Origin of the sequence: Flavobacterium shii (assembly GCF_025847235.1) — a bacterium.
Classification (GTDB): Bacteria; Bacteroidota; Bacteroidia; order Flavobacteriales; family Flavobacteriaceae; genus Flavobacterium; species Flavobacterium shii.
Genome location: NZ_JAOZEW010000010.1, coordinates 136,583 through 158,895, shown reverse-complemented (window position 1 = coordinate 158,895; position 22,313 = coordinate 136,583). Strand labels below are relative to the sequence as shown.

Genomic DNA, 22,313 nt, shown 5'->3' with positions numbered 1-22,313 from the left:
TTTAAAAATAAAAAGATACAGTGAATAGCAGGAATAGCTTCAAAAAAAAATCCTGTGAAATAGCATTTCACAGGATTCTTAATTTATAATGTAGCTCTTAAAAAACTACAAATATCTTTCTTGAAAAACTTTCTGATGATGTTTTTGGTGACCAATAATAACAAAACCTAAAGCACGAACAGATATTTGATTATTAGAAGCAGTACCGATTCTTTTAAGTTGCTCCTCTGACAAACTTTTATAAAACAATAAATTTGAATGTCTCATAGCCGAGAATTCTGTCAATAAATCCTGAATACTTCTACCATTGGAATTTGTATTATTAGCATAATCATTTTCTTCAAAACCAGGCAATGGTGTTTTATCATTTCTGGAAAATCGCAACGCTCTATATGCAAAAATACGCTCTGTATCGATTACATGCTGAATGATATCTTTTATAGTCCATTTTCCTTCGGCATAACGATAATCGAATTTATCCATTGGAATATTTTGAACAAACTTGATAAAATCATGTAGAGAAATCTCTAACTCTTCAATAAGATTTACATCTCCAGCTTCGTTAACATAAGTCGTAAATCCACCGGAATATTCATTTTCTAATAATTGTGATCCTAACATAAAATTAAATTTAAGCTGAGTTTCTACTTGCGTTTGTATTTCCGAAAAGAGAACGAGTAACTATTTTCTCGTATACCTTAATTAAGTCATCATCGACATTCTCTTCCTTGTTTAATTCATTAATTCTTAACAAAGCATACTGTTGTATTGTTAACAATGGTAACACAATACGCTCTCTTATTTGAATAGATGCTTTACCATCAGGATAGTTCTCCATTAACTCTTTATGACCTGCAATTTTCAATAACAATCGTTTTGTTTCTGAAAACTCATCATAAATAATTTGCCAAAATTCCCCAAACTCTGGATCTTTTCTCATATAAGCTGTTAATGGTAAAAATGATTTCGCCAATGACATCATACTATTTTCCAACAGTGTTTTAAAAAATAATGAATTATCATATAAATCTTGTACTTTCTCCCATTGATTCGTTTCCTCAAAATGTCTTAAAGCTGTACCTACTCCAAAGAAACCAGGTACATTTTGCTTTAACTGGCTCCAAGAACCTACAAATGGAATTGCACGTAAATCGGCAAAATCCAAATGATCTGATTTACTTCTTTTTGAAGGTCGGCTTCCAATATTTGTTTTGGAGTAATATTTTAAAGTACTCATCTTTTCCAAATAAGGAATAAACTTAGGATGGTTTTTAAAACTTAAGTATTCTTGATATCCTAGTTCTGCCAATTGATCCAAAATAACTTTTTCATCAACCGTTAACTCATTTTTACCTTTACTAAACACCTGATTTGTAACTCCGGCACTTAATAAATTCTCTAAATTATAACGACAAGAGTCTAATGTTCCAAAATTAGAACTAATAGTTTGTCCCTGAACTGTAATCTGAATTTCGTTGTTTTCGATTTTTGGTCCTAATGAAGCATAAAACTTATGTGTTTTTCCTCCTCCACGAGCAGGCGGCCCACCACGACCATCAAAGAAAATAGCTTTAATTCCGTATTTTCTGGAAATTTCGGTAAGTGCTTCTTTAGCTCTGTAAATACTCCAATTTGCCATTAAATAACCACCATCTTTTGTACCATCAGAGAAACCTAACATAATGGTCTGTTTGTTTCCTCTTGCAATTAAGTGCTTTGCATATTCTGGATTTGTATACAATTGCTCCATAATTTCATGAGCATTTTGTAAATCATCCACAGATTCAAAAAGCGGAATAATATCGACAGTTGGGCTTTCCCAATTGTTCAGTCTAATCAAAGCAAAAGTCTCCATTACATTCAGAGCGCTTTCATTATTACTAATTATATATCTATTTGCTCCATATTCACCATTATTCTCCTGAATGGTTTTAATAGCTTGAATTGATTCAATTGTAGACCTTGTTATTTCGTTTTCAAAGACACTTGGATTAAGATTTCCTTTTACTTTCGAAAGAACTGCTATCTTTTCATTCTCTGATAAATCATAATAATTAGCAGGAAAAACAGATGAATCTTCCTTTAAGTAATACGTTACAACGTCTTTAAAAACAGCATCGTGTATTTTACTATTCTGGCGAATATCCAGAGTTGCAAAATAGAAACCAAACAGGTTTATCTTGATAAGCAACGCCTCTAATTCATCCAAATATAAAGACTGATGATTCTCAATAATAATATTTTTAATCTTATTTAATTGCCCTTTAAACTCATCCAAAGTGATGTAAATTTCGCCTTGAGAATAAAAAACTGAGCGATACAATTTATATTCAAGTTCCGAAACTAAAGTGTCTACTCCTGCAAAGGTTAACTTTCTTTTTAGTTTACGCATTTCAATATAGTAGCATTTTAAAATCGAAGTTCTCAAACGTTCCGCTACTTTTAAAGTAATTGCCGTTGTTACAAATGGATTCCCATCACGGTCTCCTCCTGGCCAAAACCCTAGCTTAATTAAAGGATTTTGGATTGGATTACCATGAAATATGTTTCTTTGAAGATAATGTACTATTTCACCAGAAGTTTCATAGAATACGTTTTCAAGATACCAAATCAAACTTACAGCTTCATCATAAGGATTTGGTTTTTCATTTTGTATAAATGGTGTTTTTCCTAACTGTGCAAGTAGCTTTTTAATTGTAAGCAAATCATTTGTACGTATAGCATCGGTTAAATCATTGATAATCCCCAATACCGGACCTGGATAAAATTGAGTAGGATGTGCCGTTAAAACAGTACGAACATTGAAACTTTCTAGAAATTCAACTAAGTCATCGTCCATTTCTTTAGCATCCGATTTCTCTTTAATATCACGAAGCGAACCTCTTCCTTCCATATTGTTTACAGCAGGAAATGCAGCATCTTCAATAGCATCAAACAATACAATCTGACGTTCAATATATTGAATAAATCGAAACATTAGATCAATCTTATCTTTTTCGGAAGCATCATTTAAGTATTTTCCAGAGAAAAAATTTACAATCTCTTTAGGTGTTTCCTGTTTTTTGAAGCCTGTCTCACAAACCTCAGTAAATAATGGAAGTAAAACTCCTGTATTATCAATAGAGTCAAAAGGTAAAGTAATAAATACACTATTATAAATATGGTATTTAGAAAGAACATCTTGATTAAAACGTTCTATTTTGGGAAGCGTATACATAATGCGTTATAGTTGGTTGGTTGTTAGTTAATTTTTCATAAAAAAACCCCAAGAAAAACTTGAGGTTATATTTAATATAGCATTCAAGATCAATTACATATTTTTAAAAATAGTATGCATCAAACGCTTCTTATCATTAATACTTTCTTCTAAGGAAATCATAGTTTCTGTTCTATAAACTCCTTCGATATCATCAATCATAAAGATAACTTCTTTAGCGTGCTTAGTATCTTTTGCTCTTATTTTACAGAAAATATTGAATTTACCTGTAGTTACAGATGCAACTGTTACGAATGGAATTTGATTAATACGCTCTAATACAAATTTAGTTTGTGAGGTATTATTTAAAAACACACCTACATAAGCTATAAATGAATATCCTAATTTATCATAATCCAATGCTAATGAAGATCCCATTATAATTCCGGCATCTTCCATTTTTTTCACTCTCACATGTACTGTTCCTGCAGATATCAATAGTTTTTTTGCAATGTCAGTAAACGGTACTCTTGTGTTGTCTATCAACATGTCTAATATCTGGTGATCTACTTCATCCAAACGAAATTTACTCATAGTTCTTTAATTAATATTACTAATTACTATTACAAAGTATAAAAATATATATAAAAAATAACAAATTGACAAAAAAACTAACTTTTTATCAGTCCATTAACAAATTTTACGTTTTTATTTAAATAAAAATCTGCTTTCTGACTTGTTTTCGGAAAATTTTTAAAATCATCAGTATATTCTGCTCCTTTAGCATCGTATTCAAAATGACCATAATAATTTTCTAATTCACCAACTTCGGTAATATAAGCAGTAAAACAAATTTTATTTTCAATCAATTCTTCTTTGTATTGTGCGGCAAAATTCGTGATTATTTCGATACCATCATAATTTATTTTGATGTTTTTATACATAAAATCATAAAAAACGACTTTATTTTGTGAAATATTCAAATATTTATTAATTCCATTGACAACTATATCGTTTTCGCTTAATACCTTAAACCCAGTAATTAACGCGAAAAAGATGTATTTCCTAGTAACCTCTCTTTCATAATCATTAGGAAAATGCCCCGCTTCAAACAAAATTGTAGGTACACCAAGGTATTGAAATGTATCTCCTATACAATTAATATTAAAAGAATCATCAAAACGACCTACCTGTCCCGGAATATATTGCTGCAAAACATCATTCATAGCTACAATCAAGTCTATCGCCTTTGTACGCGACTCATTTATCTCTCTTTCTTCATTATAAGCCGGTGCCAAAAATGATACTGTAGCAGGCTTTCCTGTATCTCCAGCGCCAAAAATAGTACGCTGATCATGCAGATTATAACAATAATGAGGTTTAAACTCTTCAAAAGCAGCTCTTAGCACCTTGCTTTCTGGCTGAGTTAACTGTTGTGAATCACGATTCAAGTCGACTTTATTGGCATTTTCACGAGTATATAACTCAGCACCATCAGGATTTAGTATAGGAATACTATAAAAAGTAAAAGTTTCCAGCATTTTAAGTGCAAACTCAGAACCACTATTCAGCACATTAATAAAGTCAAATAGCGCTTTTGTAGTTGTACTTTCATTCCCATGCATTTGTGACCAAAGGTAAATTCGAGTTTTACCAGAACCAATTTCGTAACTATATATAGGTTTATCCAAAACTGATTTTCCAATAATATTCACCTGATTATTGGTGTTTAATTTCTCCAATAAAGGAATAATCGCATCCAATGTAAGATACCTTCCTTGTATGCTTTGTTCTTTATGTAAGCTAAATAATTCTTCTAAATTCATGTCATATTGTTTGGTTTACAAAAGTAAACATCTTTATAATTACAATTGTAAACAATTAAAATAGCTCGTAATTTACATTTATAAACACATATTTTCCCCTAACAGACTCGATTTACCCTAATTTCAATGACATTTGTTAACTTCTTAATAAGCAAACTATAATCACAACATTATTAGTTAGTTACGTCGCTTCAACTAAAGCTACAACATCAACATAATTGACTCATTTATGCTATTTACAATTGTATAATTGCTATTTCTTTATATTTTAATTACATTTGTAAACCATCTTAATTTTAAAAACAATTTACAATGGTAAACATCGAGGATTTTATAAAAAGATTGGAAATTATATTGGACTATTACAGCTTAAGCGCTTCTTCATTTGCAGATAAAATTGGAGTACAACGCTCTAGTATGTCCCACCTCCTTTCGGGCAGAAACAAACCAAGCTTAGATTTTATATTAAAGATTATTGAGGTTTTTCCTGATATAGATTTGTATTGGGTTTTGAATGGAAAAGGTTCATTTCCTAAAAACGAAAATGACAAAGTTATTCCATATCCAATTCCAGAAGAAATCGAAAAACCCATTGTCCCTATTTTTCCGAATGAAAGTTTTATTCCAAAAGATTTATTTTTGGAGATAGAAAAATTGGATGAGAAAAAAATCATTGAAAAAAATCCTGTTGAAATAAAAAACACAATTCCCAATACCTCATCAGATGAAATAGAGAAAATTGTGCTCTTTTATAAAAATGGGACTTTTAAGGTATATACTCCTTAAATTTCATTTTGGTGTATTTGAAAAATTGAAAAAAAATTTCGCCTAAGTAATTTTAAGAAATTACAATTGGAATCCGTTGTTTTGAATTTTTCCGACTACACCTACATAATGTTGTTTTAAAATTTCCATGTCCGATTCAAAATTTCCTGTTGGGTAAAATGGCTTACCGAGATTAACTTCTTTTTTACCCCAATCAAAAGCTACAGGAACAATAGGCACATTTGCTTTTAAAGCGATGTAATAAAATCCGGTTTTAATTTCTGAAACTTTTTTACGAGTTCCCTCCGGAGCAACTGCTAATCGAAAAATTTCTTTTCGATCAAAAATAGCTGCAATCGAATCAACTTTATTTAAACCACCGGATCGATCCAAAGGTTCCCCTCCTACGCTTCTGAAATAATATCCGAAAGGAAACCTAAATAATTCTTTCTTTCCTACCCAGTTCATTTCTAATCCAGAAATCCCCCGAGTAAAAATTCCTAAATAAAAATCATGATTACTTGTATGCGGCATCACCATCATCACGCATTTTTTCACCTCAGCATTTTCAATCCCAACTATCTTCCAACCCATAAGCTTGAAAAAGATGAATTTGTATAATTGTTTCTTCATTATTTTATTTTATCGTACAAAATAAATAATTTAAATCTTAAATTTGATAAAAACGCATACGAATGATTAAGAAAATGTTCAGTTACCTTGTTCCTATAAAAATATTTGAAAAAAAATCCTCACGCAGTAAAGCTATCGAAGTTACCTGGGCAAACGGTGAATTAGTTTTGGATTCTGAAAATACGAATTACTCTTACGGAAGTTTACAACGCATCCTGAGATATGGATTAAAAAATATTGGTTTCGAAAAGATAACCTCAATGAAGCATATATTACTTCTTGGAGTGGCTGGTGGAAGTGTTATCAAAACTTTGGTCGATGAAATAAAATACAAAGGTAAAATTACCGGAATTGAAATAGATCCAGAAATGATTCAGGTTGCCAATAAATATTTCAATCTAAATAAAATCAAACAACTCGAAATTATTATTGATGATGCATTTGAATTTGTTTTAAGAACAAACAAAAAATATGATCTCATAATAATTGATGTTTTTGAAGATACCACAATGCCCAACTTTTTATTTGAAAGCTTTTTTAGCAACAGGGTTTGCGATCTTTTAAAAAATAATGGTTTTGTACTTTTCAATACTATGATTCTCGATGAAAAGCATAATATCAGAAACCAAAAATATGTTTCTGAAATAAACTATAATCAACATACCGTAAAAATGCTCCCTCGAATCGAGGAACACAATGAATTAATAATTATAGAAAAACTAGCTTAACGGTAATTTCCTTTAACGAATTATTTATTGCCTGCAAAATGTTTAGATAGAATATTAAAAAAAGTTGGGTATAATCAGTTTTAACACATAGAGACATAGATTTTATGTGTAAAAAAGGGCACAAAAAGAAATAGATTTCTTTCACATAGCAAGCTTTGTGTATTTCAAACAAGTGAAACGCCTTTTTAGAGAGTTCCAAAATCTATGTCTCTATGTATTAAATGAAACTTTTATGATCCGAGCAGATTACACAAAATAATTACACCCAACGGGTTAAAAAAAAATAAACATATATGACCACACTAGAAACTGTTTTAAAAAATTTAGCTCCCATAAAAGTAATCGATGCTACAATCAATTATGCTCAATACATGCCTTTGGATTTATCGGTTTCTAATCAGGAATTAAAAAACAACAAACCCCAAACTGCTGCCGATTTCGAGATTTATATCGATAATTTATTAGCTCGCGCCAATGCAAAAGTGGCTTTTGGTGGTTATCTGGAAGAACGGGATATATATAAACGAAGTGAAAATTTTAAAAATTCAACCGCTCCGGAACGCAACATTCATATTGGTTTGGATTTATGGATAAAAGCCGAAACTCCAGTATTAGCAGCGTTTAACGGAACAATCCATAGTTTTAAAAACAACATCGGTTTAGGTGATTATGGCCCTACAATTATTCTGAAACACGAAATCGAAAATCATATTTTTTATACTTTATACGGGCATTTGTCGTTAAAAAGTATAATCAATCTTAAAGTTGGATCTGTTTTTAAAAAAGAACAAATTTTGGGCACTTTAGGGAAATCAGATGTAAATGGAGATTATGCACCACACTTGCATTTTCAAATTATAAAAAATATTGGAGAAAATCTTGGCGATTATCCAGGTGTTTGCAGTAAAACCAATTTGGATTACTATGTTAATAACTGCCCAAATCCCAATTTATTATTAAAAATAACATAAAGAGCGATGAAAAAAGTACTATTTATTTTAAGTTTGCTACTGTTGATAGGTTGTAAATCAAAAACTGGAGGAAATAAGACAGAAGATTTAAAAATATCAAAAGTTTTACCCGCAGAAGTAAATAACAATCAGCAAAATAAGGCTTATGAACTCGGAAAAAGAGTTTTAATGACTTGTAACACGTCAAAATTTAAGCCTTTTAATGAAACAGAAGTTACGCCTTCGGTTATGGCGAACACAACAGAAGACCGATTAACAAAAACATGTCAGAAATTCCGACAATGGTACGGAGCTTTTAAAGATCTTAAACTGGATGGGGTTTACAAAACCAAACATGAAACCATTTACAGATATAGAGCTTTATATGAAAAAAAAGTAGCCAATAAAGAACTTCGTGTATATGTAAATCAGGAAAATTTAATTTCAGCCATCAAATCGCTGGATTGGGACGAAACATTCGAATCAAAATTAATTGAAAAATAAAACCTTATGAATTATAAAACACTACTGATTTTATCCCTTATTTTCTTATCCATTTCGGTTAATGCTCAGGAGTCTCTTAATTTTAAAGGAAAACCATATCCGGCAACACAAACCTGGGATTTTATTTGCGAAAACTATGCATTATCCGGTGAAGCCAATGTTCAAATTGCAAAGACCGAAACAGGTGGTCTTTTAAAACTTAGTATTGCAACAACAGACCCCAAATTACAAATCACTGGTGTTACCTATATTTATTTAGTCGATAATACAATTATAGTTTGTGTAGACAAGAAAAATACCGAAGCTGGCGAAAATAAAACTTCGACATTTTACAATCTTTCGGTTATTGAAATGAATAAACTAAAAAAGACTGATATCCAATCTATCAGATTTAACATCACTGGTACAACAAATAAATTTAGTAGTCAAATAGGCAATTTTACAGCAGTAAATAAAAAGTCTTATTTCTCTACCAAATTTGATCAATCCAAGAAAATTTTTGAAACTGCAGCCGAAATTAAGGTTTTGTAAGTTTATATTTCGTAAACAATCAATAATTTCAGTACTTTTATATTCTAATTCTAATAAAAATGAGTGTAAACGAAGCCACCATTATAAAATTCTATACTGCATTTGCTAATGCCGATGCAGCAAAAATGAGTGAATGCTACCATCCAAATATACAATTTCGTGATCCTGCTTTTGGTTTATTGAAAGGAGATGAAGTTTCTAAAATGTGGGAAATGCTTCTTAAAAAAAGTAAAGGCAACATAAAAATCGAATTTTCGGATGTAAAAGCAGATGAATTTACGGGTTCTGCACATTGGATTGCTACTTATAATTTTAGCAAAACAAACAGAAATGTTATCAATAACGTTTTTGCCGAATTTCAGTTTCAGGATGGCTTAATCATCAAACATACAGATACTTTCGATGTTTGGAAATGGTCGAAACAAGCATTCGGAATTACAGGATATTTATTAGGCTGGACAGGATTCTTCCAGAAAAAAATACAAGAACAAGCCTTATTATCACTGAATAATTATAAAAAATAAGAAATAATGGCTCATCTCGAGACTCTGAAAGCGCTTTTTAAGCGTGATCTTACCAAATTAAAACTCGAAATCGAATCGTATCAAAACGAAGCCATAATTTGGTCTACAAACAACCAAATCACAAATTCGGCAGGCAATCTTTGTTTACACTTAATCGGCAATTTAAACACCTATATAGGCGCTACATTAGGCAATTCTGGTTATATAAGACACCGCGAATTGGAATTTTCTTTAAAAAATATCCCAAAAACTGAATTAATTACCAAAATTGAAGAAACAATTGTCGTAGTTGATACTGCTTTAAGTAATTTATCGGAAGCGGAATTAGAACTGGAATTCCCTATTATTATTTTTAAAGGTAAAGATTCTACAGGATTTATTTTAACACATCTTACCACCCACCTCGCCTATCATTTAGGACAAATAAATTATCACCGCCGATTATTAGACGATATCTCAATTGTTAATGGTTAATAGTTAATGGTTGATGGCTGATAAATTGAAGTAAATAAATAATTAAACCATTAAGGTATTAAGTTTCATAAAGTAACAAAAGCTTAATTTTTTTTTAATCTCTTAATGGTAAAAAAAATAATTCGTAAAAACTGTGATTTGGCGACTTGGTGATATTTAATAAATCATAACTTGTCCTTTTTAATAGCAAAAGCTTAATTTTTCTTAATCTCTTAATGGTAAAAAAAAAAGATTCAGTTACTTATGCATAAATATTTATTCTACAACTTAAAATAAAGCATAATATATGATTAAAAAATTACACTACATATCTGGACTTATAATAACAGTTTTTATTGGATTACATTTATTTAATCATGTTTGGAGCATTCTTGGAGCAGAAAAGCACATTGAAATGATGAATACTTTGCGCCTTTTTTATCGAAATATTTTCATTGAATCCATTTTGCTGTTAGCTGTATTTGTTCAAATTTTTTCAGGACTTAAACTTTTCAAAATAAATCGAAAAATAGCAACCAGTAGTTTTGAAAAAATTCAGATTTGGTCAGGATTATACTTAGCTATCTTTTTTATAATTCATTTAAGTGCGATTTTTATCGGAAGACTTATTTTAAACCTTGATACTAACTTTTATTATGGTGTAGCCGGATTAAATACATTTCCTTACAACTTGTTTTTTATTCCTTACTATGCACTTGCAATTCTTTCCTTTTTCGGGCATATTGCTGCCATACATAACAAGAAAATGGAGCAATCAATTTTCGGGATTTCTCCCCATAAACAATCAATAGCAATTTTGACTTTTGGAATTATATTAACTGTAATAATATTTTGTGGGCTAACAAATTATTTTAATGGAGTAACCATACCTAAGGAATACAATGTACTCATTGGAAAATAACCAAAACTTAATTTTTCTTAATCTCTTAATGGTAAAAAAAATCAAAAAAAAATAGCTTCGATTGAAGCTATTTTTTTGTTTTATGATGCAAACCAACTTGCGACTAGTTCATCTTCGAATGTAGTTACATTTTCATGTACAAATTCGTTGGTATCTTTATTGTATTCGTAATCCAAAGCCCATGTTTTATGATTTTTGGCTAGTTCTTTAATGCTTTCGCAAACAAAAGCAATCTCCTCATTGGTAGTTGTAGGATGTATAGACATTCTTATCCATCCTGGTTTACGAATTAAATCTCCAATCGTAATTTGGTCAATTAATTTACTAGATGTTTCCTGGTCAACATGTAACAAAAAGTGCCCGTAAGTACCTGCGCAACTGCAACCTCCCCTAGTTTGAATCCCGAATCTATCATTCAGTATTTTTACACCTAAATTAAAGTGTAAATCTTCGATAAAAAACGAAATTACCCCTAAACGTTCCTGATGTTGTCCTGCTAAAATTTTAATATTCGGGGTTTCATTCAGTTCATTAAAAACAAAATCAACGATTTCATTTTCGCGTTGTAACATATTATCTACACCCATTTGTTCTTTTAACTCAATTGCCAAAGCAGTTTTTATAACTTGCAAAAAGCCAGGAGTTCCACCGTCTTCACGGTCTTCGATATTATCGATATATTTATGCTCACCCCAAGGATTTGTCCAGCTTACCGTTCCTCCTCCAGGACAATCCGGAATCATATTTTTATATAATTTTTTATTAAAAATCAAAACTCCCGATGTTCCGGGACCACCTAAAAATTTATGTGGAGAAAAGAAAATCGCATCCAAATAGGCTTCTGGATCTTCTGGGTGCATATTTATTTTTACATAAGGGCCAGAACATGCAAAATCTACAAAACAAACTCCATTATGCTGGTGCATTAATTTGGCAGCTTCATAATATGGCGTTTTTATCCCTGTAACATTAGAACAAGAAGTAATCGAAGCTATTTTGTAAGCTCGATCTTTATATTTATCTAATAAGATTTCTAATTTTTCAAGGCTAAAAAGTCCTTTTTCACAAGCAGGAATAATTTCAACATCGGCAATAGTTTCCAACCAGCTCGTTTGGTTTGAGTGGTGTTCCATGTGAGATATAAAAACAACTGGCTTTTTATCGGCTGGAATTGTAGTAAAATCTTTTAAGTTCTCTGGAATTTTCAATCCCAAAATACGCTGGAATTTATTAACAACGCCAGTCATTCCTGTTCCATCAGTAATCAAAATATCATCTTGGCTAGCATTAACATGACGCTTAATAATATTTCTGGCATGATGGTACGCTTTTGTCATGGCAGTACCTGACACAGTAGTTTCGGTATGTGTATTTGCGACAAAAGGTCCAAATTGGTTTATAATTTTCTCTTCAATCGGTCTATACAAGCGTCCACTGGCTGTCCAGTCGGTATAAATTATCTTTTTTTTACCGTAAGGAGAGGTAAATTCCTGGTCAATTCCAATAATATTTTTTCGAAAATCTTGGAAATAAGCTTCTAAAGCCGTGGTATTGTTTTTGATATTCATTATAAACTGATTTGAAGACAAAGGTATATATTTTTTATATAATTGTGAATTTGTTAATGCTGAAGTAAAAACTGCATTACAATTTCTTTTATTTATAATCAAATACCTCTTTAACAGGTTTCTTTTTAGTAAATCTAACAAATTAGAATTAAATTTGAGTCTAAGCTATTTCAATATCTTACTCATTATCAATAAATAACAATAATTATTTTAAATTATATATTATGAAAAACTTATCTATAGCGACTTTTGGAGGTGGCTGTTTCTGGTGTATTGAAGCAGTTATTCAACGCCTTAAGGGAATAATAGCAATAAAATCGGGCTATGCCGATGGTCATATAAAAAACCCTGCTTATCGCGAGGTTTGTACAGGAAGAACTGGACATGCCGAAGTTGTACAAGTAACTTTCGACCCAGAAATCATTTCGTATCATGACTTAATTGCCATTTTTATGACGAGTCATGACCCAACGACATTAAACCAACAAGGAGCTGACAGAGGAACTCAATATCGATCGATTATTTTATATCATGATGATGAACAAAAAGCAATTGCAGAACAAGTATTTGAAGCTGTAAAACCCTTATATGCAGATCCAATCGTAACCGAATTAAAACCTTTTGAAGTGTTTTATGAAGCCGATGAAGACCATCAAAATTATTACAACAACAATCAGGAAGCTGGTTATTGCCGAATGGTAATTGATCCTAAAGTGCAAAAATTAAGAAAAATGTATGCCGATAAACTCGCATAAACAAGCACTAATTACTATTATTGAAATTGAATAAAATGAAAAAATTAAACATCCATAATCGGTTTACAGCCGAATTACCCGAAGATCCACTAAGTACTAACGAAATAAGGCAGGTTTTAAATACTTGTTTCTCTTATGTTACCCCACGAATTCCTGCTGAACCTAAATTAATTCACGCTTCTGAAGCTGTGGCTGAATTAATCGGGCTTTCGCCAAAAGATACTCAATCGGAATCTTTCCTGAATGTTTTTTCGGGCAAAGAAGTTTTGCCAACCACTCATCCATATGCTATGTGTTATGCAGGGCATCAATTTGGAAATTGGGCGGGGCAATTAGGCGACGGTAGAGCTATTAATTTAACCGAGATCGAACATAATGACCAGTTTTATACTTTACAGCTTAAAGGAGCCGGAAAAACGCCTTATTCGAGAACTGCCGATGGTTTAGCCGTTTTACGTTCCTCTATACGAGAACATCTATGTAGCGAAGCCATGTTTTATTTGGGAGTTCCTACCACCCGTTCTCTTGCTTTAATCTTATCTGGCGACGAAGTATTGCGTGATAAACTGTATGATGGCAATCCTGCTTACGAAAAAGGGGCTATTGTATGTCGTGTTGCACCATCGTTTATCCGTTTTGGAAGTTTTGAAATGCTTACAGCGCGTAATGAACTTAAAAATCTTAAATCTATTACCGATTATACCATCAAGTATTATTATCCTGAGATAAAAGAAGAGGATGATAAAAAAGCCTATATTCAGTTTTTTAAGGCTGTAGCCGATAAAACCCGCAAGATGATTCTGGATTGGCAACGTGTAGGTTTTGTGCATGGGGTTATGAATACCGATAATATGTCGATTCACGGCCTAACAATAGATTTTGGTCCTTATGGATGGCTAGAAGATTATGATCCAAACTGGACACCTAATACGACCGATAATCAACATAAAAGATACCGTTTTGGCAATCAAGCTAATGTTGCCAAGTGGAATTTATTTCAACTGGCAAATGCATTATACCCTTTAATCAATGAAGCCGAAGGTTTGGAGAGTATATTAGAATCATTCTCTGATTCATTTGACGAAGAATATAAAGAAATGATGCTTAACAAACTAGGGATTTCAACCGTTAAGGAAATTGATGGTAAAATCATATCAGATTTAGAAACTAACTTGCAATTATCGGAAACAGATATGACTATCTTTTTTAGAAATTTAAATAAAATTAAAAAAGGGGAATCTGCCGAAGAAGCATTTACTTGTATCCAAGATGCTTTTTACAATCCAGAAGAAATAAAAGGAGAAATTTTAAAGACTTGGTTACAATGGTTTTCAGACTATTTGAAACGTTTGAATACCGAAAAAATCACCGACGAAGAACGCGCTACAAACCAAAACAAGGTAAATCCAAAATATGTATTGCGTAATTATATGGCACAATTAAGTATTGATGCTGCCGATGAAGGTGATTATTCATTAGTAGATGAATTGTATCAATTGCTTAAAAATCCTTATGATGAGCAGCCTGAATACGAAAAATGGTTTGCCAAACGACCAGATTGGGCAAGAGACAAAGTAGGCTGTTCTATGCTTTCTTGTAGTTCTTAGATGTTTTTTTTGCCACTAATTGCACTGATTCACACAAATTAAATTAAGATATAATCTGAATTTTGAAAAAAAAATTTAAAATTCAGATTATTTTTTTAGACCAGAGACTAAAAATCGAACAGACAAAGTGAATTAGTCGTAAACTTTTTCTATTTCGAAGTAATACAATCTACAATCATATTGGCATGAACGCGTGAATTCTCAATAAACCATTTATGGGTTTCCATTCCGCCACAAACAACACCTGCCAAAAACAATCCTGCAACATTGGTTTCCATAGTTTCGGGATTGTATGTTGGAACTCTTTTTTCATTATCAGATAATTGAATTCCCATTTTTTCCAGAAACGTCAAATCCGGTTTATAACCAGTAAGCGCTAAGACAAAATCACTTTCGATAGTTATTTTTCCGTTTGGAGTATCTATCACAACCTCATCTTCTCGGATTTCGGCTATATTTGACTCAAAATAAGCCTTTATACTTCCTTCGGCTATTCTGTTCTCGATATCCGGTTTAACCCAATATTTTACTCGATTGTTTATTTCGCTTTTGCGAATAACCATTGTAACATTAGCGCCTTTTCGCCAGCATTCCAAGGCTGCATCTACAGAGGAATTATTTGCACCTACAACCAGAACATTCCTAAAAGCATATTCATGTGCTTCTTTGTAATAATGGCGTACTTGAGGCAACTCCTCACCTTTTACATTCATATAAATCGGAATATCATAAAAACCTGTAGCAATAATTACATTCTTGGCTTCATATAATGCCTTATTTGTGGTTATTTTAAAAAGCGAATTATCTTGCTTGATAACTTGGGTCACATTTTCAAATAAATGAATGGAGAAGTTAAAATAACGATGAATATTACGATAATACTCTAATGCTTCTTGTCGACCTGGCTTGGGAGCTAGACAATTAAAAGGGATATCACCTATTTCTAGCCTTTCGGCTGTCGAAAAGAAGGTCATATACAGCGGATAATTGAAAATACTGTTTACAATTGCTCCTTTTTCTATAATTAAATACTTTAATTTTTTCTTTTGTGCTTCGATTGCGCAGGCTAAACCTATTGGTCCGCCACCAACAATTATCAAATCGTATTGTTCGATTGTCATAAATACTATTGTTTTTTCCACTCCGAGAATGGATTCTTGCTTAAATAAGCATTGTAATACCTTGGATCATTAGTTACTTCTTCTCCCAGCCAATCTGGTTTATCAAAAGTATCAGTTTCTGATTTTAATTCGATTTCGGCAATAATTAACCCTTCGTTTTCTCCATAAAACTCATCTACTTCAAAAACATGATTTCCAGACTTTATCTCGAATCTCGTTTTCTCAATCTTGCCTTTCTCGCACAACTTTAATAATTCTTGTGCTTCTTCTAGCGGAATTTCATTTTCCCATTCAAATCGTGACATTCCACTATCGCTTCCAATTCCTTTTATCGTAATATACCCTTTTGTACCTTTTATTCGAATACGTACTGTACGCTCTGGTTGAGAGCTTAAATACCCCTGTGCAATACTGTTTTTGGCGAAAGCCTGTTCTTTAAAATCGGTTGTTTTAACTAAAAACTTTCTTTCTATTTCTACCATCTTTTTCATAACTAAATTCAGTTAGCAAGTTACTGATTTTAATTAATTGCTGAATTAAGATTTTTCAATACTATTCCTGGCTTTAATTGTTAATTTAAAAAAGTAAGCAAAATCTTAGCCTTAAAAATCACTCATTTAAATCAATAATATTAAAATAACTGATTAGTAACCTTTTGCATTTATTTTTTTGTTAAATTTGAGAGAATTTTAACTCATAAATATTATGTCTAAAAAAACACTTTATCTATTAGGCATTGTAGTCACAATAATTTTAGGTACTTTCTTGTATTTAAAATTTTGCTGCAATTGCTGTATGAAAGAACCTGCAGACGATATCGAAAAAGTAGTTATTGTAAAAGAAACGGTCATTGAGACGGTTCCTTTTGTAATTAACGGTACCGGAATTGACTATCACAGTAGTGACAATCTTAAGTTCCTTAAGAACAGTGCTGCGATTATCCAACCCGTAAAAGACTCTGTTGCGATTGGCATTGAAAAACTGAAAACGTTCCTAAATGGCGATCCAAAACAAAAGGTCACAATTACCGGATACGCTACTACCGAGGAAAAGAACACAACAACTTATCCTAATCTTGGTTTAGCAAGGGCAAATGATGTTAAAAATTATTTTGTTTCAAAAGGTATATCAGCAGGTAAGTTTGATACCAAAGGCGAAATAATAGATACTTGGAAAACAAATGGAGATACTCTTTTAGGGCCCGTTTCATACGAAATAAATGCCTTAACAGATTCTGTAGCAACAAAGACAAACGGAGAAGATTTTGCGGCTTTAAAAGCCAAAATAAACGCTGATCCATTGGTTCTTCATTTTAATACTAATAAATCCAATGATAATCTAAATACTACCGATCGTCAAAAAATTAAAGATATCACCTATTACATTCTTCATGTAGGCGATGGTGCTTTATTGGTAGTTGGACATTCTGATAATGTTGGAAAACGAGAATCGAATGTTGTATTAGGTCAAAAACGTGCTGATTTTACTAAAAAGTATTTATCTAAAAATGGTATTAATGCCAGCAAGATAGAAACGCAATCAAAAGGTCCCGATGAACCTATAGGCGACAATACAACTGCCGATGGCAAAGCAAATAATCGTAGAACTGTAGTTACAATAAAATAATTAATCCAAAAAAATAACATCATGAATATACCTTGTATCTTAATACCAGCACTTGTTGGGTTAATCTGTGGAATTTTAGGTTACTTAATAGGAAAAATGGCTTCAAAAGGAAATGAATCCGATTTACTTTCATTACAAGCTGATTTAGACGCTTGCAGAGCAAATTCTAAGAACTTAACAGCTAAAATAGCTTCTTTGGAAGCCGACTTAGCATCTAAAGCAAAAATTTCGGCATCTGCACAATCATTTGTTAGCAAATCAACTCCTGAAATTGCTTTTGATGCGGCATTGGCAGCAACTGTATATGGCAAAAAAATAAAACAAGATGATTTGAAAATAATTGAAGGAATTGGTCCTAAAATCGAGGAACTCTATCATAAAGCAGGAATCAAAACCTGGTTGGCTTTATCTGAAACTCCAACATCTAAATCTCAAACTATCCTTGATAATGCTGGTGAAAACTATGTTATTCATAATCCGGGAACATGGGCAAGACAAGCTAAGCTGGCTTATGAAGGAAAATGGAAAGAATTAAAAGAATGGCAAGATGCCTTAGACGGCGGAAAAGAGTAATTTCTTGCTCTCGATAACTTAAAAACTGGCTTTATGCCAGTTTTTTTATTTCTAATTTTAAAGAAAATCTATTGAGTGTAAATCTTTAAAACACTGAAAAATATAGCTATGCAAATATTTTTTATATAAAATCCCTAACAGATTTTATTCCGTCCCGAAGTTTCGGGATTGGGACTGTTAGGATAATAACGTAGCATCTTGCAGAGATTATAGCTTATGAATATCTATTTCCCAATTTAAATCTGAATTATACCATAATTGTCCTTGGTTAACTTCTAGCGGACAATTAAAATTATTGGTATATAAAGCTCCTGTTCCTAAACCTTGTGGCATTGTATTATTTTGTAAAAAAGTCCATTGCGCAATTGCATTAAGACCAATATTACTTTCCAGAGCCGATGTAATCCACCAACCGATATTATGTTTCTGAGCCAATGTAATCCATTCCTGCGTTCCTCGAAAACCACCTATAAAGCTTGGTTTTAAAATAATATATTGTGGTTTTATCTTTTGTAATAATTCTTCTTTTTGCTGCAATGAAAATATTCCAATTAACTCTTCATCCAGAGCAATAGGAAAAGGAGTTGTTCGGCATAACTCAGCCATAGCCTCAATATTGTTTTGCTTTATGGGTTGCTCGATACTATGCAACTTATATGCATTAAGCTTTATTAGCTTATCTAAAGCAGTGTCTAATCCAAAAGCACCATTAGCATCTACTCTTATTTCTATTTCTTCCGGACTAAAATGGCTGCGTATAAAACCTAATAATTCGAGTTCTTTATCAAAGTCTATGGCACCAATTTTAAGCTTAATGCAACAAAATCCAGTAGCTAGTTTTTCTTCTATTTGCTGTTTCATAAACTCTGGTTCTCCCATCCAGACCAAACCATTTATTGCTATAGATTGTGCTCCTATAGTAAAACCTGAAGGAAATAGTAAATAAGGGGTTTCACTATGTAAGGAACGAAAAGCCATTTCTACTCCAAATTGTATGGAAGGAAACTCTAATAATGCTTCCCAAAGCGCTGTTTCGCCAAGATGAATATTATCGCATGCCCATTGTAATTTCTCTTCGTAATCGTCACGGTCGTCTGCGCTTAATCCTCTTAGAATACCACACTCGCCTATTCCTTTCTTATTGTTTTCTTCAATAACTATAAACCAAGTTTCTTTTTCATTCATCACGCCACGGGAAGTTCCCGATGGGCGTTTAAAATCAAGTATGTATTTATGATAAGTAGCTTTCAATGTGAATATTTTTAAACATATAAGTCATTTAAGTAAATATAAGCTGTTGTCTTAAACATTTTTATATGAACATAAATTACCTATATGGTAAGATAATTAATTAAAAAGATCTAAAACTCTGTCGAAGTTACCCGATGGTAAATTTGCCTTCTTAAAAACAGCAAAATCTAACTTTACTTTTTCGATCCAACTTAAACTATCGGTTACGTTTTGGGTTTGGTATTTTTTATAAATTGCCTTGGCATCTTTATAATCATCATTTACTAAGTAAGCATGAGCCAAATTAAGTTTTAACTGCAACTCGGTTTCATCTAGTTTTTCACCTTCTTTTAAGAATTTAATAGCTTTCTCATATTGCTTGGTCAAGATATAACAATATCCAATTGAGCTATAATCCAATGCCGTTGCTTTTTTATCTGTGATTATTGTATGCAGCAAAGCGATTGCTTCGCCATACTTTTGAGCTTTTATTAATTTGGAGGCTTGATTTCTTAAATCACTATAGATATTTTTTGAAAGATTCACATCATTATAACAGGAACTTCCATAATCTTTATAGGCTTTGATTTTTTCCATTGCCAATAGTTTATCAAACTCGGTATAGCGATATTGCTTTTGGATTTTATCGAGGATGCAAACGCAAAAATCATCTGAATTTGCCATTTTCTGCGCCAAGTTTGACGTTTTACATTGGCTGATAATTTCTTTTTTATTCTCCTGACTCCAACCACGACTTAGCTTTATATCAACCCACGGCACTACTTCCAGAACTACTTTTTGCTTTAATATCCAATTTTTACTTTCGAAACCAAACCAAATTGTATTTACGTTTGGCTGTAAACAAATTGATTTATCCAATGACAAGCGTTTTGCGTCTTTACTTACCGGTTCTTCTTGTGCGTAACATGCTTTATCAGTTTTTCCGCTTTGGATATAACTTTTGGCTGTTGCCTGATCGGTAAACAGGGCATATTTACATTTATCATCCCCTGAGATTTTCGACATTAGGAAAACTGCTCCGGCTGAACCCTGACTAATTCCTGTGGGATCTGGAATCGATTTTAATACCGAAACCAAACTACTTGCTAATTGCTGGTTTTCGTCTAATAAGGTGATTCTATAAACTACTTCGGTAGTTCCTAATGGTAAATCTTCGGTTGGAATGATGATTCGGTCACGGGCCGAAACGATTATTTCTTTGGTTGTAGATCGTTCTTTGTCCCAATATCCTTCTTTTTGAGCAAAAGCAGGATAAAATGAGCTTATTAAAAGTACTAAAACTAATTTTCTAGATCTCATTATTGTCATGATTTTTAATATCATAATTACTTAATTAATATACTTTCAGTAAATTTAACCCATTCATAATCTGGAATTGTTTTATCAATATAATAATCTGGCTGAATCCCTTTCCCGTCTATTTCCATATCAGGGATTCTTAGGCTTTTTGACAACGAATATCCAAGTTTTAAATCTTTGCAAGGAGAATCTATAAAATACATATTAGAAATGTCTAATACACCTTCGGTTGTGGTTCCAAAAAGCTTAACTTTTTTACTTTGTTTTGCTGCCAATAAAAATTGTTCTGTTGTACTTGCATTATTTTTATTAATAATGATTGCTACATTTTTTGGATTATCATAAATGATGCCTAATTTAAGTTCATCAACTACGTTCTCTTGTAAATTAACAAACTTACCAATATTTGCATTCAGCTTATCTAATCCTTTCTTTGCCCATTCTTTATCTTCAGTTGACCAATCTGGGTCTTCCATAAAATCTACCATACGCTTATTATTCTGCGTGGTTGATAAATATTCAACTCCAACAGTTCTAATAGGATTAGTATATAAGTATGGGGTTATGTTCTCGAAACTGGCATCTGAACCTCCACCATTATTTCTTAAATCGATTATTAAATTTTCTTTTGAAAGGATTAATTTATTGTTAGCCAAAAGTACACTATCAATAGTTTTTTTATTAGAATAATTAAATGACGGGATTCTCAGTAAAACAGTTTGTTTTGAAATCTCTTTAACAAAGGCCTTTTGGGTTATCAGTGATTCTACATAATTCGTAATATCTTGATTTTCTTCAATATTTGCTGGAAATACCCTTTGTAATGAAATAAAACCAATCTTTAAAAAATTGTTTCCTATAAATTTTATTTCATTAAATTTTTGAGCAGAATAATCTCCCATATAGTACACTACACTATATGTTTTATCTACATTTTCTTTAATCTTAAATTTTACTTGATATTGCTCCCATTTTGTCCCTTTTGCCTCTAAAACGTAACCAATATATTCATCATTTCTTTTGATAACTCCAATTGTATAGGGAGCTGAAACCCAAATACCTTCAAAACTTGGTTGGGATACTTTAGATAATTTATTTTTTAATTCTTCTTCCTTTATTTCTACTTTTTCCCATTTCTCTGCAGTTTCTATATTAGTTTTACTAACTAATTTATTTGCATATTCCTGGTTTACTGATAGCGATAAGTGCGCAGGTCTAAAAAAAAGTAACCAATCAAAAAGCACATTCCTGCAATCATTTAAATTTTTTATTTTTTTTACTTTTTTACTGAAAGTAGTATTGTGGTTTTGATATTCTGTTAAACCTTTTTTATCAATGACATATTTAAAACCTGCATCGTTTTCTTCAAACGTTTTCTTTAACCAATAAAAATCATCTTCACAAGAACATTTTTGTGCATAAGAACTAAATGTTATAATAATTAAAAAGAATAAAAATATTTTTCTAGATTTCATTTTCTT

The 22,313-nt window shown here is 31.8% G+C and carries 23 protein-coding genes; 12 read left to right on the top strand and 11 right to left on the bottom strand.

Features of this window, described 5'->3' with window-relative positions; translation table 11 throughout:
* Positions 1-105: 105 nt before the first annotated feature.
* From OIU83_RS11140 to OIU83_RS11125, 4 genes are all read right to left on the bottom strand, one after another.
* Positions 106-621, bottom strand: a complete 516-nt coding sequence (locus tag OIU83_RS11140; RefSeq protein ID WP_264206333.1) for a DinB family protein — start codon at positions 619-621, stop codon at positions 106-108.
* 10 nt (positions 622-631) lie between these two features.
* The gene (locus OIU83_RS11135) at positions 632-3,217 is read right to left on the bottom strand and encodes a phosphoenolpyruvate carboxylase (protein WP_264206332.1); all 2,586 of its coding nucleotides are present in this window, start codon (positions 3,215-3,217) and stop codon (positions 632-634) included.
* A gap of 93 nt (positions 3,218-3,310) precedes the next feature.
* A complete protein-coding gene (locus OIU83_RS11130) occupies positions 3,311-3,790 on the bottom strand; it encodes an Lrp/AsnC family transcriptional regulator (protein ID WP_007805990.1) in 480 nt (159 codons plus the stop codon).
* 77 nt (positions 3,791-3,867) lie between these two features.
* Positions 3,868-5,022 (bottom strand): M14 family metallopeptidase, encoded by a 1,155-nt coding sequence (locus OIU83_RS11125; RefSeq protein ID WP_264206331.1) that lies wholly within the window; start codon positions 5,020-5,022, stop codon positions 3,868-3,870.
* Between the two features lie 312 nt (positions 5,023-5,334).
* Here OIU83_RS11125 and OIU83_RS11120 point away from each other — a divergent pair, with 312 nt between their 5' ends.
* Positions 5,335-5,808, top strand: coding sequence for a helix-turn-helix transcriptional regulator (locus OIU83_RS11120; RefSeq protein ID WP_264206330.1), 474 nt, complete (start codon positions 5,335-5,337; stop codon positions 5,806-5,808).
* A gap of 60 nt (positions 5,809-5,868) precedes the next feature.
* On the opposite strand, the gene OIU83_RS11115 is transcribed toward OIU83_RS11120, so the two are convergent.
* Positions 5,869-6,420, bottom strand: a complete 552-nt coding sequence (locus OIU83_RS11115; protein WP_264206329.1) for a 1-acyl-sn-glycerol-3-phosphate acyltransferase — start codon at positions 6,418-6,420, stop codon at positions 5,869-5,871.
* 62 nt (positions 6,421-6,482) lie between these two features.
* On the opposite strand from OIU83_RS11115, the gene OIU83_RS11110 reads away from it, so the two are divergent.
* The 7 genes from OIU83_RS11110 (at position 6,483) to OIU83_RS11080 (ending at position 11,032) form a co-directional block, all read left to right on the top strand.
* Positions 6,483-7,148 (top strand): spermidine synthase, encoded by a 666-nt coding sequence (locus tag OIU83_RS11110; protein WP_264206328.1) that lies wholly within the window; start codon positions 6,483-6,485, stop codon positions 7,146-7,148.
* Between the two features lie 293 nt (positions 7,149-7,441).
* Positions 7,442-8,119 (top strand): peptidoglycan DD-metalloendopeptidase family protein, encoded by a 678-nt coding sequence (locus OIU83_RS11105; RefSeq protein ID WP_264206327.1) that lies wholly within the window; start codon positions 7,442-7,444, stop codon positions 8,117-8,119.
* A gap of 6 nt (positions 8,120-8,125) precedes the next feature.
* Entirely contained in the window at positions 8,126-8,602 is a 477-nt protein-coding gene (locus OIU83_RS11100; RefSeq protein WP_264206326.1) for a hypothetical protein, read from the top strand.
* 6 nt (positions 8,603-8,608) lie between these two features.
* Positions 8,609-9,133: a hypothetical protein gene (locus tag OIU83_RS11095; RefSeq protein ID WP_264206325.1), complete on the top strand. Its 525-nt coding sequence runs from the start codon at positions 8,609-8,611 to the stop codon at positions 9,131-9,133.
* A 59-nt stretch (positions 9,134-9,192) separates the two neighbouring features.
* Positions 9,193-9,657, top strand: a complete 465-nt coding sequence (locus OIU83_RS11090; RefSeq protein WP_264206324.1) for a nuclear transport factor 2 family protein — start codon at positions 9,193-9,195, stop codon at positions 9,655-9,657.
* A 6-nt stretch (positions 9,658-9,663) separates the two neighbouring features.
* Positions 9,664-10,131 carry a DinB family protein gene (locus OIU83_RS11085; RefSeq protein ID WP_264206323.1) on the top strand — a complete coding sequence of 156 codons (468 nt, stop codon included), beginning with the start codon at positions 9,664-9,666 and terminating at the stop codon, positions 10,129-10,131.
* Between the two features lie 286 nt (positions 10,132-10,417).
* The gene (locus tag OIU83_RS11080; protein WP_264206322.1) at positions 10,418-11,032 is read left to right on the top strand and encodes a hypothetical protein; all 615 of its coding nucleotides are present in this window, start codon (positions 10,418-10,420) and stop codon (positions 11,030-11,032) included.
* Positions 11,033-11,112: 80 nt separating this feature from the next.
* On the opposite strand, the gene OIU83_RS11075 is transcribed toward OIU83_RS11080, so the two are convergent.
* Positions 11,113-12,600, bottom strand: coding sequence for an aminotransferase class V-fold PLP-dependent enzyme (locus tag OIU83_RS11075; protein WP_264206321.1), 1,488 nt, complete (start codon positions 12,598-12,600; stop codon positions 11,113-11,115).
* A gap of 224 nt (positions 12,601-12,824) precedes the next feature.
* On the opposite strand from OIU83_RS11075, the gene msrA reads away from it, so the two are divergent.
* Positions 12,825-13,355 carry a peptide-methionine (S)-S-oxide reductase MsrA gene (gene msrA / locus OIU83_RS11070; protein ID WP_264206320.1) on the top strand — a complete coding sequence of 177 codons (531 nt, stop codon included), beginning with the start codon at positions 12,825-12,827 and terminating at the stop codon, positions 13,353-13,355.
* A 35-nt stretch (positions 13,356-13,390) separates the two neighbouring features.
* Positions 13,391-14,962 (top strand): protein adenylyltransferase SelO, encoded by a 1,572-nt coding sequence (locus OIU83_RS11065; protein ID WP_264206319.1) that lies wholly within the window; start codon positions 13,391-13,393, stop codon positions 14,960-14,962.
* A gap of 149 nt (positions 14,963-15,111) precedes the next feature.
* On the opposite strand, the gene OIU83_RS11060 is transcribed toward OIU83_RS11065, so the two are convergent.
* Together OIU83_RS11060 and OIU83_RS11055 are read right to left on the bottom strand one after the other, a co-directional pair.
* Positions 15,112-16,083 carry a YpdA family putative bacillithiol disulfide reductase gene (locus OIU83_RS11060; RefSeq protein WP_264206318.1) on the bottom strand — a complete coding sequence of 324 codons (972 nt, stop codon included), beginning with the start codon at positions 16,081-16,083 and terminating at the stop codon, positions 15,112-15,114.
* Positions 16,084-16,088: 5 nt separating this feature from the next.
* Positions 16,089-16,565 (bottom strand): CYTH domain-containing protein, encoded by a 477-nt coding sequence (locus OIU83_RS11055; RefSeq protein ID WP_264206360.1) that lies wholly within the window; start codon positions 16,563-16,565, stop codon positions 16,089-16,091.
* 313 nt (positions 16,566-16,878) lie between these two features.
* Here OIU83_RS11055 and OIU83_RS11050 point away from each other — a divergent pair, with 313 nt between their 5' ends.
* The gene (locus OIU83_RS11050; protein ID WP_264206317.1) at positions 16,879-17,709 is read left to right on the top strand and encodes an OmpA family protein; all 831 of its coding nucleotides are present in this window, start codon (positions 16,879-16,881) and stop codon (positions 17,707-17,709) included.
* Positions 17,710-17,730: 21 nt separating this feature from the next.
* Positions 17,731-18,282, top strand: a complete 552-nt coding sequence (locus OIU83_RS11045) for a hypothetical protein (RefSeq protein ID WP_264206316.1) — start codon at positions 17,731-17,733, stop codon at positions 18,280-18,282.
* Between the two features lie 207 nt (positions 18,283-18,489).
* Here the strand turns inward: OIU83_RS11045 and OIU83_RS11040 are convergent, their stop codons facing one another.
* The 3 genes from OIU83_RS11040 to OIU83_RS11030 form a co-directional block, all read right to left on the bottom strand.
* Positions 18,490-19,533: an o-succinylbenzoate synthase gene (locus tag OIU83_RS11040; RefSeq protein ID WP_264206315.1), complete on the bottom strand. Its 1,044-nt coding sequence runs from the start codon at positions 19,531-19,533 to the stop codon at positions 18,490-18,492.
* Between the two features lie 96 nt (positions 19,534-19,629).
* Entirely contained in the window at positions 19,630-20,832 is a 1,203-nt protein-coding gene (locus OIU83_RS11035; RefSeq protein ID WP_264206314.1) for a tetratricopeptide repeat protein, read from the bottom strand.
* A gap of 26 nt (positions 20,833-20,858) precedes the next feature.
* The gene (locus OIU83_RS11030) at positions 20,859-22,307 is read right to left on the bottom strand and encodes a S41 family peptidase (protein ID WP_264206313.1); all 1,449 of its coding nucleotides are present in this window, start codon (positions 22,305-22,307) and stop codon (positions 20,859-20,861) included.
* Between the last annotated feature and the right edge of the window lie 6 nt (positions 22,308-22,313).

Excerpts from the sequence above, each read along its gene's own strand:
- OIU83_RS11140 (WP_264206333.1), bottom strand. The coding sequence starts at position 621 with ATGTTAGGATCACAATTATTAGAAAATGAATATTCCGGTGGATTTACG.
- OIU83_RS11135 (WP_264206332.1), bottom strand. The coding sequence starts at position 3,217 with ATGTATACGCTTCCCAAAATAGAACGTTTTAATCAAGATGTTCTTTCT.
- OIU83_RS11130 (WP_007805990.1), bottom strand. The coding sequence starts at position 3,790 with ATGAGTAAATTTCGTTTGGATGAAGTAGATCACCAGATATTAGACATG.
- OIU83_RS11125 (WP_264206331.1), bottom strand. The coding sequence starts at position 5,022 with ATGAATTTAGAAGAATTATTTAGCTTACATAAAGAACAAAGCATACAA.
- OIU83_RS11120 (WP_264206330.1), top strand. The coding sequence starts at position 5,335 with ATGGTAAACATCGAGGATTTTATAAAAAGATTGGAAATTATATTGGAC.
- OIU83_RS11115 (WP_264206329.1), bottom strand. The coding sequence starts at position 6,420 with ATGAAGAAACAATTATACAAATTCATCTTTTTCAAGCTTATGGGTTGG.
- OIU83_RS11110 (WP_264206328.1), top strand. The coding sequence starts at position 6,483 with ATGATTAAGAAAATGTTCAGTTACCTTGTTCCTATAAAAATATTTGAA.
- OIU83_RS11105 (WP_264206327.1), top strand. The coding sequence starts at position 7,442 with ATGACCACACTAGAAACTGTTTTAAAAAATTTAGCTCCCATAAAAGTA.
- OIU83_RS11100 (WP_264206326.1), top strand. The coding sequence starts at position 8,126 with ATGAAAAAAGTACTATTTATTTTAAGTTTGCTACTGTTGATAGGTTGT.
- OIU83_RS11095 (WP_264206325.1), top strand. The coding sequence starts at position 8,609 with ATGAATTATAAAACACTACTGATTTTATCCCTTATTTTCTTATCCATT.
- OIU83_RS11090 (WP_264206324.1), top strand. The coding sequence starts at position 9,193 with ATGAGTGTAAACGAAGCCACCATTATAAAATTCTATACTGCATTTGCT.
- OIU83_RS11085 (WP_264206323.1), top strand. The coding sequence starts at position 9,664 with ATGGCTCATCTCGAGACTCTGAAAGCGCTTTTTAAGCGTGATCTTACC.
- OIU83_RS11080 (WP_264206322.1), top strand. The coding sequence starts at position 10,418 with ATGATTAAAAAATTACACTACATATCTGGACTTATAATAACAGTTTTT.
- OIU83_RS11075 (WP_264206321.1), bottom strand. The coding sequence starts at position 12,600 with ATGAATATCAAAAACAATACCACGGCTTTAGAAGCTTATTTCCAAGAT.
- msrA (WP_264206320.1), top strand. The coding sequence starts at position 12,825 with ATGAAAAACTTATCTATAGCGACTTTTGGAGGTGGCTGTTTCTGGTGT.
- OIU83_RS11065 (WP_264206319.1), top strand. The coding sequence starts at position 13,391 with ATGAAAAAATTAAACATCCATAATCGGTTTACAGCCGAATTACCCGAA.
- OIU83_RS11060 (WP_264206318.1), bottom strand. The coding sequence starts at position 16,083 with ATGACAATCGAACAATACGATTTGATAATTGTTGGTGGCGGACCAATA.
- OIU83_RS11055 (WP_264206360.1), bottom strand. The coding sequence starts at position 16,565 with ATGGTAGAAATAGAAAGAAAGTTTTTAGTTAAAACAACCGATTTTAAA.
- OIU83_RS11050 (WP_264206317.1), top strand. The coding sequence starts at position 16,879 with ATGAAAGAACCTGCAGACGATATCGAAAAAGTAGTTATTGTAAAAGAA.
- OIU83_RS11045 (WP_264206316.1), top strand. The coding sequence starts at position 17,731 with ATGAATATACCTTGTATCTTAATACCAGCACTTGTTGGGTTAATCTGT.
- OIU83_RS11035 (WP_264206314.1), bottom strand. The coding sequence starts at position 20,832 with ATGAGATCTAGAAAATTAGTTTTAGTACTTTTAATAAGCTCATTTTAT.
- OIU83_RS11030 (WP_264206313.1), bottom strand. The coding sequence starts at position 22,307 with ATGAAATCTAGAAAAATATTTTTATTCTTTTTAATTATTATAACATTT.